Here is a 15,500-nt window from a genome sequence, read left to right as displayed (position 1 = left end):
CTGGCCCCGTGGGGTGTTTCTAAAGCAGGGAAATTCCGAACATGAGCGAACATACTCTGGCTGTCAGCGATTCCAGCTTCGAGGCCGATGTCCTCAAGGCGTCCGGCCTTGTGCTGGTCGATTTCTGGGCCGAATGGTGCGGCCCGTGCAAGATGATCGGCCCGGCCCTTGAAGAAATCGGGCGCGATCTGCAGGGCAAGGTCACGGTTGCCAAGGTGAATATTGACGAGAATCCCCTCACCCCCAACACCTATGGCGTGCGCAGCATTCCGACCCTCATGCTGGTGCGTGATGGCAAGGTTCTGGAGACGAAAGTAGGCGCTCTGCCCAAGAGCCAGCTGCGTGCATGGGTTGAATCCGCAGCCTGAACAGACGGTATGGCCGCGCCATAAAGCTTGGCAGAATGGCGCGGCCAGCGTAATGCAGGCGTTTGGGCCGCATTCCGGTCGGCAGTAATCATAGCGCAGGCACAGGGTTTACGATGAGCTGGATCACCGAATATGTCCGTCCCAAACTTCGCGGCCTTCTGCGTCGTGAGGTGCCGGATAATCTGTGGACCACCTGTGAGTCCTGTAACCAGATGCTGCTCAGCAAGGAGCTGCGCAAGGCCCAGAACGTGTGTCCGCATTGTGGACACCACATGCGCGCCCTTGTGGCCGACCGCCTGAAATGGACGTTTGATAACGGCGTGTTCAGCCGTATCGAACTGCCGCAGGCTCCGGTTGATCCGCTGGGCTTCCGCGATCAGAAAAAATATACCGACCGCCTGAAGGATGCCCGCGCCAAAAGCCATGAGGACGAATCCCTCGCGGTGGCGCATGGCACCATTGGCGGCCATCCCGCTGTTGTGGCGGTTATGGCGTTTGAGTTCATGGCGGGCACCATGGGCGCGGCCTTTGGCGAGCGCTTTGTAGCGGCTGCCCGTCTGGCCATTTTGCAGAAATCACCGCTGGTGGTGTTTACTGCTTCAGGCGGGGCACGCATGCAGGAAGGCGTTATCAGCCTTATGCAGATGCCGCGCACCACCGTTGCGGTGCAGATGCTGCGCGATGCGGGCCTGCCCTATATTGTCGTGCTGACCAACCCCACCACGGGCGGGGTTACGGCCTCTTTCGCCATGCTGGGTGATGTGCAGATTGGCGAACCCAATGCCCTGATCGGCTTTGCTGGCCCGCGCGTGATCGAAGATACGGTGCGTGAAAAGCTGCCGCCGGGCTTCCAGCGCTCCGAATACCTGCTTGATCATGGCATGCTGGACATGGTGGTGGCGCGCAAGAATATCCCCGCGGCTCTGGCACGGGTTATCGGTCTGCTGACACGTGCCCCTGCCGATGTTACGGCCCCGCCGCCGCCCAAAAAGGCGGAACCCGCACGGGCAGCGGAGTAAGCGCCCCGTGGCCACCGGGCAGGGGGCTACGGCCATGACGGAGTTTACTGGCCGCCCCGGAGAAATTCTGGAACGGCTCAACCGCCTGTATCCAGCCCTGATCGACCTTTCGCTCGATCGTCTGCAGGCGCTGCTGGCCCGTCTGGGCCACCCCGAAAACAGGTTGCCGCCGGTTATTCATGTGGCCGGTACCAACGGCAAGGGGAGCACCTGCGCCACGCTGCGTGCTCTGGGCGAGGCAGCGGGCTGGCGCGTGCATGTCATGACATCGCCGCATCTGGTGGATGTGACCGAGCGCTTCCGTATTGCGGGGCAACTGGTCAGCGAAGCCGAGCTGGTGGCGACGCTGGAGGAAATCGAGCGGGTTAATGAGGGTGCGCCCATTACCGTTTTCGAAGTGCTGACGGCTGCGGGTTTCGTGCTGTTTGCCCGCCACCCCGCTGAACTGGCCATTATCGAGGTGGGTCTGGGCGGGCGGTGCGATGCCACGAACGTGCTGACCCGCCCCGCCGCCTGCGTGATAACCGCCATCTCGCGCGATCATGAGGCGTTTCTGGGCGATACGCTTGCGGCCATCGCGATGGAAAAAGCCGGGATTATCAAACCCGGTGTGCCGGTTGTAACCGGCCACCAGCACCCCGAGGTGCTGGCCGTGCTACAGGCCGAAGCCGCAAAGCTGGGGGCGCCACTCGCCTGCCGTGGGCAGGACTGGACGGTAGAACCCCTGCCTGTCGATATGCATACGACTCGTGGTGGTAGCCTGAGTGTGAGTGCAGGCCTGCGCCTGACGGATCGTTTTGGCACGCTTGAGCTGCCTGCGCCCTCGCTGCCGGGGCCGTGGCAGTGTGAAAATGCGGGTCTGGCCGTGGAGGCCCTGCGCCTGTCCGGCCTGACTGTGCCGGAGGCGGCATGGCAGGGTGTGGGCCGGGTCTCATGGCCTGCGCGTATGCAGCGCCTGCACGGCACGCTGGCGGCCCTGCTGCCTGCCGGGTGGGAGCTATGGCTCGACGGCGGGCATAACCCCGGTGCGGGCGATGCGCTGGCTGGTGCGCTGCCCGGCTGGGCGGACGCGCCGCTGCATATGCTGGTGGGTATGAAGCAGACCAAGGATGCCACGGGCTTTTTGGGGCCGATTCTGCCGTTTGCCACGGGTCTGTGGGCCATTAGCGAGCCGGAGCAGCATCTGGCTTTGCCGGTGGAAGACATCGTAAGGGCTTCGGGTGGGCGGGCGCAGGTTGGCCCCACGCTGGCGCGTGCGCTCGGTGAGATTGCCGCACAAGCGGTAGCGGATGGGCAGGCCCATGGCCGGGTGCTGATCTGTGGCAGCCTGTATCTGGCTGGTGTAGCGCTCAGGCAGGACGGCTGGCGCGCACGCTAAGGCGCACAGCGGGCCTGTTTGCCGCCAGTCTGGGCCGAATCGGCGGTAACGCCATACTGGCACTATAGGGAAAAAAGTGGTGCCCCCAGTAGGATTTGAACCCACGACCTACCGCTTACAAGGCGGTTGCTCTACCACTGAGCTATAAGGGCACGGCGCTTTTACGCACAGGGCGGGACTATAAGCGAAAATCCGACTGTTCCGTCAAGCCCTGTTTTTGCGTGTGCTCATGCTTTTTTGGCTGCGGGGCGTCTTGCATCGCTTTCGCGGCTGGCGCAATTAGGCGGTCATGTCTGACGCTCCGCAAAGATCACAGCCGACCCTGTCCCTGCATGACAGCCAGCGGCGCGCCACCGTGCCGTTCGTGCCGCTCAACCCCGAGCATGTCACGGTCTATTACTGTGGCCCCACGGTGTATGATCTGGCGCATATCGGCAACCTGCGCGCCATGCTGACAGCGGATGTGCTGGTGCGGCTCCTGCGCCACCTGTATCCGCGTGTGACCTTCGTGCGCAACATCACGGATGTGGATGACAAGATTACCGCCCGCGCCCGCGCCAATGGCGAGGATATTGCAGCACTGACGCAGCGCACCACGCAGGAATTCCATGCGGATCTTGCGGCTCTTGGTGTGCTGCCGCCCGATATCGAGCCGCGTGCGACCCATAACATTGCCGAAATGCAGGCCATGATCGCCCGCCTGATCGAAAACGGCCACGCCTATGAGGCCGAGGGGCATGTGCTGTTCTCGGTTGGCTCGTTTGCCTCATACGGTGCGTTGTCAGGCCGTAATCCTGACGAGCTTGAGGCCGGTGCGCGTGTCGAGGTCGCTCCCTACAAGAAGGCGGCGGGTGATTTCGTGCTGTGGAAGCCCTCGGATGCCGAGCAGCCCGGCTGGGACAGCCCGTGGGGCCGGGGGCGTCCGGGCTGGCATATCGAATGTTCGGCCATGTCGCACCGCTATCTGGGCGACAGTTTCGATATTCATGGCGGCGGGTCGGATCTTCTGTTCCCCCACCACGAAAACGAGCGTGCGCAGAGCCTGTGCTGCTTTCCTGGTGGGCGTTTTGCCAATTACTGGGTGCATAACGCGATGCTGCTTGTGGATGGCGAGAAAATGTCCAAGTCACTGGGCAATTTCCTGACCATCCGCGATGTGCTGGCTCAGGCCCCGGCGGAGGCCCTGCGCCTTTTGCTGCTGGGCGCGCAGTATCGCTCCACCCTCAATTACACACAGGCCGGACTGGCCGAAGCGCGGCGCACGCTGGATCGCTTTTACCGCGCACTGGAAGCGGGTGGTGTTGCGGATGCGGCGGATGATACCCCGCTTGACGCCCCCATGCTCCACGGCGTTCTGGAAGCGCTGGCGGACGATCTGAACACCCCCAAGGCCATAGCTGAACTGCATGCACTGGCCGATGCCGCCCTTGCAGGCAACCACGAGGCAGCGTTGGCCCTGCGGCAGGGTGCCGGGCTGATGGGCCTGCTGCAGGCAAGCCCCGGCGAGTGGTTTCGGGGTGGGGCGAGCGAGGATGATGCCGTTATTGACGCGCTGATTACCGAGCGGCTGGCTGCGCGCAAGGCGCGCGACTTTGCCCGCGCTGATGCCCTGCGTGATGAATTGCAGGCCAAGGGCATTATACTGGAAGACACCCGAGAGGGCACAAGCTGGAGGCGCGCATGACCGGGCGTGATGGCGGCGCACCGCTGGAACCCATTGGCAATACGCCCGTGGTTATCCTCGTGCGCCCGCAGATGGCGGAGAATGTCGGCACCACGGCACGCGCCATGGCTAATGGCGGGTTGTTCCACCTGCGGCTTGTCGCCCCGCGTGATGGCTGGCCGCAGGAACGCGCCTGGCGCGCAGCCTCCGGGGCTGACAGGATTCTGGACGCCGCCACCGTGCATGAGACGGTGGATGATGCCATAGCCGACCTGCATCATGTCTATGCCACCTGTCCGCGTCCGCGCCATGTGGTCAAAACTGTCATGACCGCACGCGGCGGCGCGGCCGAGCTACGCGCCGCCACCCAGCGTGGGCTCAAGGTGGGGCTGATGTTCGGCCCCGAACGTGCGGGGCTGGATAACGAGGACATGGCCCGTGCGGATGCGCTGATCCGCTACCCGCTCAACCCCGCTTTCATGTCGCTCAATCTGGCGCAGGCCGTCATGATCATGGCGTATGAATGGTGGATGACCGAGGATAGCACGCCCCCGCGCGGCCTCATGACCAATGAGACGCATGTGGCCACCAAGGGCGAGCTTGAGAATTTTTTCGCCCATCTGGAGCGCGAGCTGGATGATTGCGGTTTTCTGCGCAATCCCGAAAAACGCCCCGGAATGGTGCGCAACCTGCGCCATTTCTTTACCCGTGGCGAAGTGACGGAGCAGGAACTGCGCACCCTGCACGGCGTGGTGCGCGAACTGGCCCACCCGCGTCGTTCCTGATGTCTTGTAGGCCCCGTATCAGCGGGGCCATGCAGGCGGACTATTAATTACCAAAAACAATACAATGCCGGTTATTTAAATAAATATTGGCGCAATGAATAAAAAATCACAATTGATAGTGCCCATTATCGCAATGGTTGCCGCGATGGTTTCAGTAACCTCTGGCGTTTCCATTGCCCGGCAGCTCTTTATGGTCACGGGGCCTGCGAGTGTTACCGCCTTGCGGCTGGCTATTGGCGCGGTGTTGCTGTCTGGGGTTTTTCGGGTTTGGCGCGTGCGGGTCACGTGGGGGATGATCCGTGCGGCGTTTCCCTATGGGCTGTCTTTGGGGGCCATGAATTTATTTTTTTACATGGCCATAAGCCGTATTCCTCTGGGGGTTGCGCTTGGTATTGAATTTATTGGCCCGCTGACGGTCGCCACGTTTGGCCTGCGGCGTTTGCAGGATTTCGGGTGGATTACGCTGGTTATACTGGGCCTGGCATTATTACTGCCGTTTTCAGCCGGGGGGGCGGCTCTCAATATCAATGGCGTCATGCTGGCGGCGGTATCGGGCGTCTTTTGGGGTATTTACATCATTATGGGGCAAAAAGCAGGGAAGGCCCTTGGCGTGGAAGCGCCTGCTCTGGGAATGATCTTTGCTGCGCTGTGTGTTTTGCCGTTCAGTATTCTTGATGCCAGTCGGCTGATCATGCAGCCGCATGTCATCATGCTGGCCGTACTGGTGGCTTTATTGTCGAGCGCTATTCCGTATTCTCTGGAAATGTTTGCCTTGCGGCGTTTGCCCGTGCGGATTTTTGGGGTTTTAACAAGTGGTGAGCCGGTTGTAGGGGCGCTGGCAGGGCTTTTACTGCTGCATGAAGAGTTACCCCTTATCAAGTGGCTGGGTATTGTCAGTATTGTCTGCGCTTCTATTGGAATGACCGTTACAGCGGGTTCGCGGGGCAAGAAAATTATGCTGGAAAACTGATTGTTACGGCGTAAGCACTGCGTGGTATCTGGCCTTATTCATTCACGGCATAGAAAATAACAGATCAGACAGATTCTGGTTCTGTCAGGAATTTTTCTATTTTTTTATCCCGGATCATTATGGGCGATGTCCGTGTGGTGCATGCCCTGTCGGTGGGAGAACTACCGACAGGGCCGCTATCACTCAGGCCAGACAGGTTGTGCGAAAGGCTTCGAAGGCGCGGGCGCGGTGGCTGATTGCGTTTTTTTCGGCGTCACTCATTTCGGCAAAGCTGCGGGTTTCGCCTGCGGGCTGGAAAATCGGGTCATAGCCATGCCCGCCAGTACCGCGCGGCGGCCAGACAATCTCGCCTTCCACGCGGCCTTCAAAGCTGTGGGTCGTGCCATCGGGGAAAGCCAGACACAGCACGCAGGTAAACCATGCAGTGCGCTCATCCGCGCCGATACCCTCCTCGATCCGTTTCATAGCGGCGGGAAAGTCCTTGTCCGGGCCGGCCCAGCGGGCGGAGTAAATGCCCGGCGCACCACCCAGTGCGGAAACACACAGGCCCGAATCATCGGCAAGGGCTGGCAGGTTGGCAGCTTTTGCCGCCGCCTGCGCCTTGATGGCGGCATTGCCTGCAAAGCTCGTGGCGGTTTCTTCGGGTTCAGGCAGGCCCAGTTCGCCAGCGGAAAGAACGGTAATGCCAAAAGGGGCCATAAGGGCTTTGAACTCGGCCAGTTTGCCCGCGTTATGGGTTGCCAGTACAAGGCGGCTGCCACGTTCGAGCCGGGGTTTGGTCATGCGGGGTCTATCCTTTGCAGGTCATGTTTTTTACGTGGCGCGGGTCATGCGGCCGGTGGCAGACTGTTACAGCGGCAGACTACCCGGTGGCAGCGTGCCAATGCCACGGTATAGGACAATCAGGAAACCCCGCAATCCGGCCTGCACCTCTGCTGGAGTAGGCGGGCGGTCTGCTGTGCGATGCCGCCGGAAGGCTGGCGGGGCAGGGGGCGTGAAGGAGAGCAAGACCGATGACGACGACAATGCGTGGCCTGCTGCCTGTGCGTCCTTCTCTGCCGCCCGGTCTGGATGCGCGTGCGGCCACCATCCTGCGCGAGGTGGTGGAGGAATACGTGGCCAGTGGCGAGCCTGTCGGCTCACGTACCGTGGCGCGCAGGTTGGGACTGCCGCTTTCGCCTGCGACAATCCGTAATGTCATGGCCTCGCTGACAGAGGCCGGGTTGCTGTTCGCCCCTCATATTTCTGCCGGGCGTCTGCCAACAGAGGCGGGCCTGCGCCTGTTCGTGGACGGGCTGCTACAGTTCGGTGCCCTGTCGGATGAGGAGCAGAAGGTGATCGACCAGTCGCTTGAAGCGCTCGGGCGTTCCTTGCAGGACACGCTCTCGGAGGCTTCTGCCCTGCTGGCGGGTATGTCTGGTGCGGCGGGGCTGGTCATTGCCCCCAAGGGCGAGGGCGGGGTCAAGCATATCGAGTTCGTAGCACTGGGCAGCAACCGTGCGCTGGTGGTGCTGGTAGGGGCCGATGGCCATGTGGAAAACCGTGTGATCGAAACGCCTCCGGGCATGCCACCCTCAGCGCTGGTGGAGGCCGCCAATTACCTGAACGCGCGCGCTATGGGGGTTTCGCTGGGTGATCTGCGGCGCAGGGTTGCGACTGACATGGAGCAGGACAGCACAGCACTGGACAGTCTGGCGGCCGAGGTGGTGGAAAGCGGGCTGGCTATCTGGAATGGTGGCCGGGCCGAAAGTGGCGGCACGCTGATCGTGCGTGGGCAGTCACGCCTTTTGGCGGATGTGGACGGGCAGGAGCGGCTCCTGGCCATTCAGTCGCTGTTTGACCGGCTGGAGGCTCAGGAAACCATGCTGCGCCTGCTCGAGCTGGTGGAAAACTCCGAAGGCGTGCGCATTTTTATCGGGGCGGAAAGCGGGCTGTTTGGCACCACGGGCATGTCGGTGGTCATGGCGCCGGCCCGTAATGAGGCCAACCGGATTGTGGGGGCTATCGGGGTGATTGGCCCCACGCGGATCAATTATGGTCGCGTGGTGCCGGTGGTTGACTATACCGCCCGCCTTCTGGGCGACATGCTGGGCTGACCTGCCAGACCCCGGCCGGGGCGCTTTATGCGGCAGGCTTGGGTTTTTGTGCGTTCAGGCGGTTTATGGCCTCGCGGTCGTGGGGTTCGGGTTCGGGGCGGGCATAGACATACCCCTGTATTTCCTGACAGCCTTCGGCGCGGATCGCATCCAGATGCTCCTGCGTTTCCACCCCTTCGGCCACGGTGGTGACACCCAGCCGGTGGCCAATATCGGCAATGGCGCGCACAACGGCCGCACAATCGGGGCGGGTGGTGGAATCGCGCACGAAGGAACCGTCGATCTTGATCTTGTCGAACGGAAAGCTGCGGATATGCGATAGCGAGGAGTAGCCGGTGCCAAAGTCATCCAGCGCGACATGCACGCCTATGGCCCTGAGCTGGTGCAGTTCTTCCATCACGCGGGATTCGTCATTGACCAGCGCTGTTTCGGTGACTTCGATTTCCAGCCGTGTGGCGGGCAGGCCCGCTGCATCCAAGGCACCGGCAATCATGCCTTCCAGAGAGCCCTGCCCAAGCTGGGCTGCGGAAATATTGACCGCCACGCGCGCTTCGTCCGGCCATGCGGCGGCATCGCGGCAGGCGCGGTGCAGCACAAGATGGCCCAGCCGTTCGATCAGGCCGGTCTGTTCAGCCACGGGAATGAACACGGCAGGCGAAATCCAGCCCTGATCGTGCGAATACCAGCGGATCAGGGCTTCACGCGCTGTAATGGCGTTGGTCTGGGCGTTAACGATGGGCTGATAGAACACGAACAGGTTTTCGCCCGTAATCAGGGCTTCGCGGAGCGAATCTTCCAGATGCAGGCGATCCTGAAGGTTCTGCTCCATCGTATCGGCAAAGAACTTGAACGCGTTTTTGCCCGCATCCTTGGCGGCGTAGAGCGCTATATCCGCGCGCGAGAGCAGGGTTTCGCTGTCGGTGCCGTGCTGGGGGCACAGCGCTATACCCACAGAGGCGCTGATCCTGACATGCAGGTCCTTGCCAAGCCGGTAGGGTTCTTCCACGCAGCGGATAACGGTGTCGGCCAGTGTCTCGTTAAAGGTTGGGGCGTTGCTTTCGGACATGATGACAAATTCATCACCCCCCAGACGGCAGATCGACACCCGGCATGCGTCTGTGCTGCGTTCATCGCACAGGGCTTGCAGGCGGCGTGCGGTTTCGCGCAGCAGGGTATCGCCCGCGCGGTGGCCGTGGGTGTCGTTAACCAGCTTGAACCCGTCCAGATCAATAAACAGCAGGCTCAGCTCTGTTGAGCCGGACTGGAGCCGCGTATCGAGCAGGCCATGAAAGGTGTTGCGGTTGGCAAGGCCTGTCAGGCTGTCGTAGCGGGCCAGATGCAGGATACGGTTTTCGGCTTCTACTTCCTTGGTAACCAGCGCCCATGTCAGCATGGGGCCAAGGTATTGGCCGTTATTGTCGTTGATGGCGGAAATCTTGAGATCAAGAATTTCGTTGCCCAGACTGATCCGCGCATTGTGCGGCAGATTGGCAGGGTTGGCCAGAATGCGGCGCTGGTGCTCGGGGTGGCGATGAAAGATGTCAATGCAGGTGCCGATCAGGTTTTCGGCCTTGACGGGCAGCAGATGTTCGATGCTGTGGATCAGCTTGCGTGAGGTCGTGTTGGCGTAGTTGATGCGCAGCGTATCGGGTTCGACCGTCATCACTGCTACGGGCATATCGTCTATCATGTGCAGCAGGCGCTTGTGTTCACGCTCGTTGCGGTGGTCCATCAGCGCGATGTTCAGCCCGCTCAGCACGATAATGCCCGCCATGCCCGCTGTTACCAGAGCCAGAATCCAGAGCGTTTCGGGCGAGGCAAAATGCCCCGCAACGGGTGAAGGCGTTATGTGCAGCGCCAGCATGCCGGTAAAATGCAGGCTGATAATGGCCAGCATGAGCAGCACCGTCATGACGCCCGGTCGCCGTACCTGCTGATCGGCAATGCCCCCGGCCAGAAAGGCCGCGGCGGCAAGCCCTGTCGCCAGTGCTACGGACAGGACAAGGCAGGGTATGTTCCAGTCCATGCTGCCCTGCACCCGGTAGGCCAGCATGCCAACATAATGCATGCTGGCGATCCCCAACCCCATGACAGCCCCACCGAGCAGCCGCACCGGCGCGTGGCCCCACCGCCACCCGGCAAGGGCTGTGCCGCACAGGCTGCCTGTCAGAGCAATCAGCAGTGAAAGGGTTGTCAGGCTGAAGGAGAACCCGACCGCCACCCCCGGCCTGTAACCCAGCATGGCAATGAAATGGGTACACCACACCGTGGTGCCCGCAATCAGGGCAGTTTTGGCCAGCCAGCGGGCCTTGCCATGAGGGGGGCTGAGCAGAAAACGGTTGAACAGCCCGGTGGTGACCCACGCACCACACCCGCACAGAAGGGCTGCAACCGTAATGATCCCGATGTCATGGTCATGAAAGAGAGGCTGCAGAAAAGCGATCACTGGCGTGTGGCTCCATTTCGGATAATCCGAACGGGGGGAGGGGGGTAGTCGAACGCCATGGCCTTTTTACGGCGCTTCATTGCAAGCCGTAATATGGCTCGGTCTGAATGTCGCCACGATTGTGAAGACAATCGGCGGGAGGGGGAAGACGCACCCATAGGATAATGGTAAAGAAGCGACATGACAAGCACTCCACCTTCCGGTGAAACGGGTTCTTCCTCCAGTCAGGATACGCAGATGGGCCAACAGCCGGACAGGGTTGTGCAGCGCAGTAGCGGGCGTGGCCTGCGGCGGCGTACCCTGCGCAGGTTTCTTGGCGCTTCGGCGGCTATTGTGCTGGCGGGGGGGCTTGGCGGCGGCATTATGCTGTGGGGGCAGTATCAGGGCATTATGGCCGATCTGCCTACGGTAGAGGGCCTGCGCTCGTACCAGCCGCCGGTCATGAGCCGCCTGTACGCGCAGGATGACCAGCTTGTGGCCGAACTGGCCAATGAGCGGCGTATTTTTGTGCCGTATAACGCTATCCCGGATAAGGTGAAGAACGCCTTTATCGCGGCGGAAGACCAGAAATTCTGGACTCATAACGGCGTAGACCCCGCCGCCATTCTGCGCGCGGGGCTGACGGACCTTACGCGCGGCAAGGGGCGGCGGCCTATCGGGGCGTCCACCATTACGCAGCAGGTGGCGCGTATCATGCTGCTGGGCACCAATGCGGTGTCCCTCAAGCGCAAGGCCAAGGAAGCGTTTCTGGCCATGCGGGTGGAGCAGGTTCTGCCCAAGGAAAAGATTCTCGAAATCTACCTGAACGAAATTTACCTCGGGAACGGGGCATACGGCATTGGTGCCGCCGCCCAGACCTATTTCAACAAGCCGCTCGATCAGCTTGATGATGCCGAGGCGGCTTTTCTGGGCGCACTGCCCAAATCACCCACCAACTATAACCCCGAACGTTTTCCCGATGCCGCGCGTGGCCGCCGGAACTGGGTGCTGGAGCGCATGGCCGATATCGGTGCGCTCACGCCCGAGGCCGCCCATGCCGCCGCCGCCCAGCCGCTTGATACGCGGGCGTTTGTCCGGCCCGGCCCGGCTTTGGGGTCTGAATGGTTTGCCGAGCAGGTGCGCCGTGAGCTGATCGAGCGCTATGGTCAGGACATGACCATGCAGGGCGGGCTGGATGTCCATACCAGCCTTGATCTGCCGCTCCAGCGTGCGGCACAGGGGATCCTGCGTCAGGGGCTTTTGGCCTATGACCGCGCCCACAGGGGCTGGCAGGGAGCGATACGCACCCTGCCGGGTATTGGCCCTGACACCCCGCAGGCAAGCTGGACAGCCGCTCTTGCCGCCCAGACCCCGCCGCTTGGCCTTGTAGAGCAGTGGCGGCTGGCCGTGGTGCTGGACGCCGCCAAGGGCCGCGTAGGCTGGCTTGAAAACAGCGTTGTGCGGCGCAACCCGCAGGCGTCTGCTCCCATGCCTGATGGGGCTGCTCAGGAAGCGTTGCTGCTCGCGCGTGATCTGACATGGGCCCGCCGCAGCCACCCCCTGCATAATGGGGATGTGGTCATGGTGGAGCCGCAGGCTGCCGGTGGCCGCGCGGCCCTTATGCAGGTGCCTCTGGTGGAAGGGGCTGTGGTTACGCTTGATGCCCATACCGGGCGTGTGCTCGCTCTTGTGGGCGGCTGGTCTTTTCAGGCCTCGCAGTTCAACCGGGCGACACAGGCCCTGCGCCAGCCGGGGTCTTCCTTCAAGCCATTTGTATATCTGACGGCTATGGAACAGGGCATTTCGCCCTCGCAGGAATTCGAGGATTCGCCCGTTTCCTACGGCACATGGCACCCGAACAACTACGAGAAAGACTTCTGGGGCGCGACCACCCTGCATGATGCGCTACGGGAGTCGCGTAACCTCGTCACCATCCGGCTGGCGGCCCATATTGGCATGAAAGCCGTGTCCGACATGGCTATCAAGCTGGGGCTGGTGGATACCATGCCGCAGGTGCTGCCCGCAGCACTCGGGGCGGTCGAAACCACGGTGCTGAAGGAAGCCGGGGCTTACGCCACGCTGGCTTCGGGCGGGCGGCGGATCACCCCCACCCTGATTGACGATGTGCAGGACCGGCAGGGCCGGGTTCTGTGGCGCGCTCCGGGCCTGACACTGGCCCCCCTGCCTGCCCAGTCCGATACGCAGGGTGCTGATGCAGCGCCAGCCGACAAGACCGCAACGGACTTAACCCCGGTGGATGCCGCTGGGGCGCTGTCTCCCGCGACTGTACCGGCCACCCCGGCAGCGGTATCGTCCGGCCTGCTTTCGCCCGATACCCTGCCTATGCTGCGTGATGACAGGCCGCGTGTGGCGAGCGAGCAGAGCGCGTTTCAGATCACCACCATGCTGCAGGATGTCATCCGGCGCGGCACCGGCATGCTGGCCGGGCAGGGGATTGATGTGCCGGTTGCGGGCAAGACCGGCACCAGCCAGAATTTTAACGATGCGTGGTTCGCGGGCTATACGCCTGACACGGTTACGGTGGTCTGGTTCGGCTTTGATACGCCTCAGTCGCTCGGGCGGAATGAAACCGGCGGGGCCATTGCCGGGCCGATCTGGAACAAGGTCATGAAGGTGGCTCTGGCCGGTCAGCCCCGGCTCGACTTTCCCGCGCCGCCGGGCGTCATGCTCGTGCAGTATGATACCGGGCGCGGTGTCGGGATTGATGCCTTCAAGGATGGGCAGATCCCCGGCGAAAGCCTGTATCTGGCCGATGGCTCGCGTGAGCTGACGGCGGCGGATACAGGGGCCGAGAACATGCCCGATTCTGAAAGCGACATGGCGGCGTCCGGTTCTTCTTCAGGGGCGACTGCCGGTGCGGCGGGGAGCGGTGCTGGCGCCTCTGACAGCGCGGGGCATGCGGCCCAGCCTTCTTCCGGGGGTGACATTGGCATGGGGGGCCTTTATTGAAGGCCCGCCGGGCAGTGTTGCGCCCTTTTTTTACCGAACTCATGGAGATCAGGCCCCATGTCTGCCGAGACAGAAGCCCTTAACGACCAGATCAAGCAGTCCGTGGCGCTGCTGAGGAGGCATCTTTAACTGGGATGTCGCTGAAGCCCGACTGGCGGAACTGAACAACCGCGCCGAAGACCCCGACCTGTGGAACGATGCCGAAGCCGCGCAAAAGCTGATGCGCGAGCGCACCCTGCTGGCTAACCAGATCGAGGGCGTTCTCCAGCTTGAAACCAATGTGAGCGACACCTGCGAGCTGGTCGAGCTGGCCGAAATGGAAGGCGATGCCGAGCTTGTGGCCGATGGCGTCGCAACCCTGCGCGCGCTGGCCGAGGAAGCCAAACGGCGTGAGATCGAAAGCCTGCTTTCGGGCGAGGCGGACAGCAATGACTGCTATCTGGAAGTCAATGCCGGGGCGGGTGGCACGGAGGCTCAGGACTGGGCCGAAATGATGCTGCGCATGTACACCCGCTGGGCCGAGGCGCACCAGTATAAGGTGACGCTGATTGAAAGCTCGGAAGGCGAACAGGCCGGGCTGAAATCCGCCACCATTCTGGTCTCTGGCCCCAATGCGTATGGCTGGCTCAAGACCGAGGCGGGCGTGCACCGTCTGGTGCGTATTTCGCCGTTTGATGCGGCAGCCCGGCGGCAGACATCGTTTGCTTCCGTCTGGGTCTATCCGGTGATCGACGATACGATCGAGATCGAGATCAACGATTCCGACCTTAAGGTGGATACGTTCCGGGCTTCGGGCGCGGGTGGGCAGCACGTCAACAAAACGGACAGCGCCATTCGTATTACCCATATTCCCACAGGGATTGTGGTGGCCTGTCAGACTGACCGCTCGCAGCATCGTAACCGGGCAACGGCTATGCAGATGCTGCGTGCGCGGATGTACGAGGCGGAGCTGCAAAAGCGCGAAGCCGCCGCCGCTGCGACAGAAGCCGCCAAGACCGATATTGGCTGGGGACACCAGATCCGCTCTTACGTTCTTGCCCCGTACCAGATGGTCAAGGATTTGCGTACCAACGTTGAAACCGGCAACCCGGATGCGGTGCTGGATGGCGGGCTCGACGCGTTCATGGCGGCCGCTCTGGCCATGCGTGTGGGTGCCACCCGCTCGGAGGCCAGCGCCACGGCGCAGTAAGGATTGATACGCACGGAAGCGCTTATGTGGCGGTTCCGTGCGGTCTGCCTGTGTGCATTGGTTGCATATGATAATTATTTTCATATATATCGGGCTGCGTCACAGAGGGTGCCCTTGACATCTTCGGTTTCAGATAGCCCAATTGCGCTCAGCGAAAAGACGGAAAACCGATCCATGCGCCACGGCTATCATACAGGCGCATGAGGCCATAGCGCGTGTGGGTGCCTGATACCCCGCAAGGCTTTGGCGGATCGGTTTTTTTCAGTCGTGTAGGTAGTCACGGGAGATGGACAGGTATGGTCGACGGCGAGCGGCAGAAAAGCTCGGCAAATTACGTGTTCAGGATGGGTGGCGCTTTTCTGGCCGCCATCGTGGTCATTGTTGGCCTTCTGCACATTTTTGCGGTTATGGGCCTGATGTATGGCATGCGGGGCAGTTCGCTGCCGCCGCAGCGCCATGCTCCGATTGAGACGCGCATTCTACCGCCGCCTCCGCCCCCTCCACCGCCCCCGCCGCCCCCACCACCCCCGCCGGTTATGACGGTGCCGCCCCCGCCCTATATTCCGCCGCCCAAAATCGAGACGCCGCCGCCGCCCAAGCCGCCCATGCAGCATGTCACGCGTACGCCGCCCAAGGT

General features: G+C 62.1%; 13 protein-coding genes and 1 tRNA gene. 10 read left to right on the top strand and 4 right to left on the bottom strand.

The window, feature by feature from the left end:
• Positions 1-41: 41 nt before the first annotated feature.
• The 3 genes from trxA to J2D75_RS10265 all read left to right on the top strand — a co-directional run bounded on the left by trxA (position 42) and on the right by J2D75_RS10265 (position 2,765).
• Entirely contained in the window at positions 42-368 is a 327-nt protein-coding gene (gene trxA, locus J2D75_RS10275) for a thioredoxin TrxA (RefSeq protein ID WP_207854738.1), read from the top strand.
• A 113-nt stretch (positions 369-481) separates the two neighbouring features.
• Entirely contained in the window at positions 482-1,387 is a 906-nt protein-coding gene (gene accD, locus J2D75_RS10270) for an acetyl-CoA carboxylase, carboxyltransferase subunit beta (protein ID WP_207854737.1), read from the top strand.
• Between the two features lie 34 nt (positions 1,388-1,421).
• The gene (locus J2D75_RS10265) at positions 1,422-2,765 is read left to right on the top strand and encodes a bifunctional folylpolyglutamate synthase/dihydrofolate synthase (protein WP_243428683.1); all 1,344 of its coding nucleotides are present in this window, start codon (positions 1,422-1,424) and stop codon (positions 2,763-2,765) included.
• A 77-nt stretch (positions 2,766-2,842) separates the two neighbouring features.
• Here the strand turns inward: J2D75_RS10265 and J2D75_RS10260 are convergent.
• Positions 2,843-2,917 (bottom strand) — tRNA-Thr (locus tag J2D75_RS10260).
• A gap of 137 nt (positions 2,918-3,054) precedes the next feature.
• Between J2D75_RS10260 and cysS the strand changes: the two genes are divergently transcribed.
• From cysS to J2D75_RS10245, 3 genes are all read left to right on the top strand, one after another.
• On the top strand, positions 3,055-4,449 hold the full coding sequence (cysS, locus tag J2D75_RS10255) for a cysteine--tRNA ligase (RefSeq protein WP_207854735.1): 1,395 nt from the start codon (positions 3,055-3,057) through the stop codon (positions 4,447-4,449).
• Positions 4,446-5,213, top strand: a complete 768-nt coding sequence (locus J2D75_RS10250) for an RNA methyltransferase (protein WP_207854734.1) — start codon at positions 4,446-4,448, stop codon at positions 5,211-5,213. Before cysS ends, J2D75_RS10250 begins: the two co-directional genes overlap by 4 nt.
• A 145-nt stretch (positions 5,214-5,358) precedes the next feature.
• On the top strand, positions 5,359-6,183 hold the full coding sequence (locus J2D75_RS10245) for an EamA family transporter (protein ID WP_243428682.1): 825 nt from the start codon (positions 5,359-5,361) through the stop codon (positions 6,181-6,183).
• A gap of 183 nt (positions 6,184-6,366) precedes the next feature.
• On the opposite strand, the gene rdgB is transcribed toward J2D75_RS10245, so the two are convergent.
• Together rdgB and J2D75_RS10235 are read right to left on the bottom strand one after the other, a co-directional pair.
• A complete protein-coding gene (gene rdgB, locus J2D75_RS10240; protein WP_207854732.1) occupies positions 6,367-6,966 on the bottom strand; it encodes an RdgB/HAM1 family non-canonical purine NTP pyrophosphatase in 600 nt (199 codons plus the stop codon).
• Positions 6,967-7,032: 66 nt separating this feature from the next.
• The gene (locus J2D75_RS10235) at positions 7,033-7,209 is read right to left on the bottom strand and encodes a hypothetical protein (protein ID WP_207854731.1); all 177 of its coding nucleotides are present in this window, start codon (positions 7,207-7,209) and stop codon (positions 7,033-7,035) included.
• On the opposite strand from J2D75_RS10235, the gene hrcA reads away from it, so the two are divergent.
• Complete coding sequence (gene hrcA, locus J2D75_RS10230) at positions 7,197-8,279, top strand: heat-inducible transcriptional repressor HrcA (RefSeq protein WP_207854730.1); 1,083 nt, start codon at positions 7,197-7,199, stop codon at positions 8,277-8,279. The two genes, J2D75_RS10235 and hrcA, sit on opposite strands and share 13 nt — an antisense overlap.
• 25 nt (positions 8,280-8,304) lie before the next feature.
• On the opposite strand, the gene J2D75_RS10225 is transcribed toward hrcA, so the two are convergent.
• The gene (locus tag J2D75_RS10225; protein ID WP_207854729.1) at positions 8,305-10,725 is read right to left on the bottom strand and encodes an EAL domain-containing protein; all 2,421 of its coding nucleotides are present in this window, start codon (positions 10,723-10,725) and stop codon (positions 8,305-8,307) included.
• 237 nt (positions 10,726-10,962) lie between these two features.
• Between J2D75_RS10225 and J2D75_RS10220 the strand changes: the two genes are divergently transcribed.
• From J2D75_RS10220 to J2D75_RS10210, 3 genes are all read left to right on the top strand, one after another.
• A complete protein-coding gene (locus tag J2D75_RS10220) occupies positions 10,963-13,674 on the top strand; it encodes a penicillin-binding protein 1A (protein ID WP_408736762.1) in 2,712 nt (903 codons plus the stop codon).
• Between the two features lie 57 nt (positions 13,675-13,731).
• Positions 13,732-14,863 (top strand): peptide chain release factor 2 gene (prfB, locus tag J2D75_RS10215; protein WP_207854727.1). Its coding sequence is split into 2 segments (ribosomal slippage): positions 13,732-13,800 and positions 13,802-14,863, totalling 1,131 coding nucleotides; the frame shifts between segments, so codons are not numbered across the junction.
• A 296-nt stretch (positions 14,864-15,159) separates the two neighbouring features.
• Positions 15,160-15,500 (top strand): hypothetical protein (locus J2D75_RS10210; protein ID WP_408736761.1); only part of this gene is annotated, 341 nt, incomplete at its 3' end.

This window comes from Acetobacter suratthaniensis, from assembly GCF_017377745.1.
Classification (GTDB): Bacteria; Pseudomonadota; Alphaproteobacteria; order Acetobacterales; family Acetobacteraceae; genus Acetobacter; species Acetobacter suratthaniensis.
Note: the sequence above shows the minus strand (reverse complement) of the source record. Positions and strands in the feature narration are given on the sequence as shown.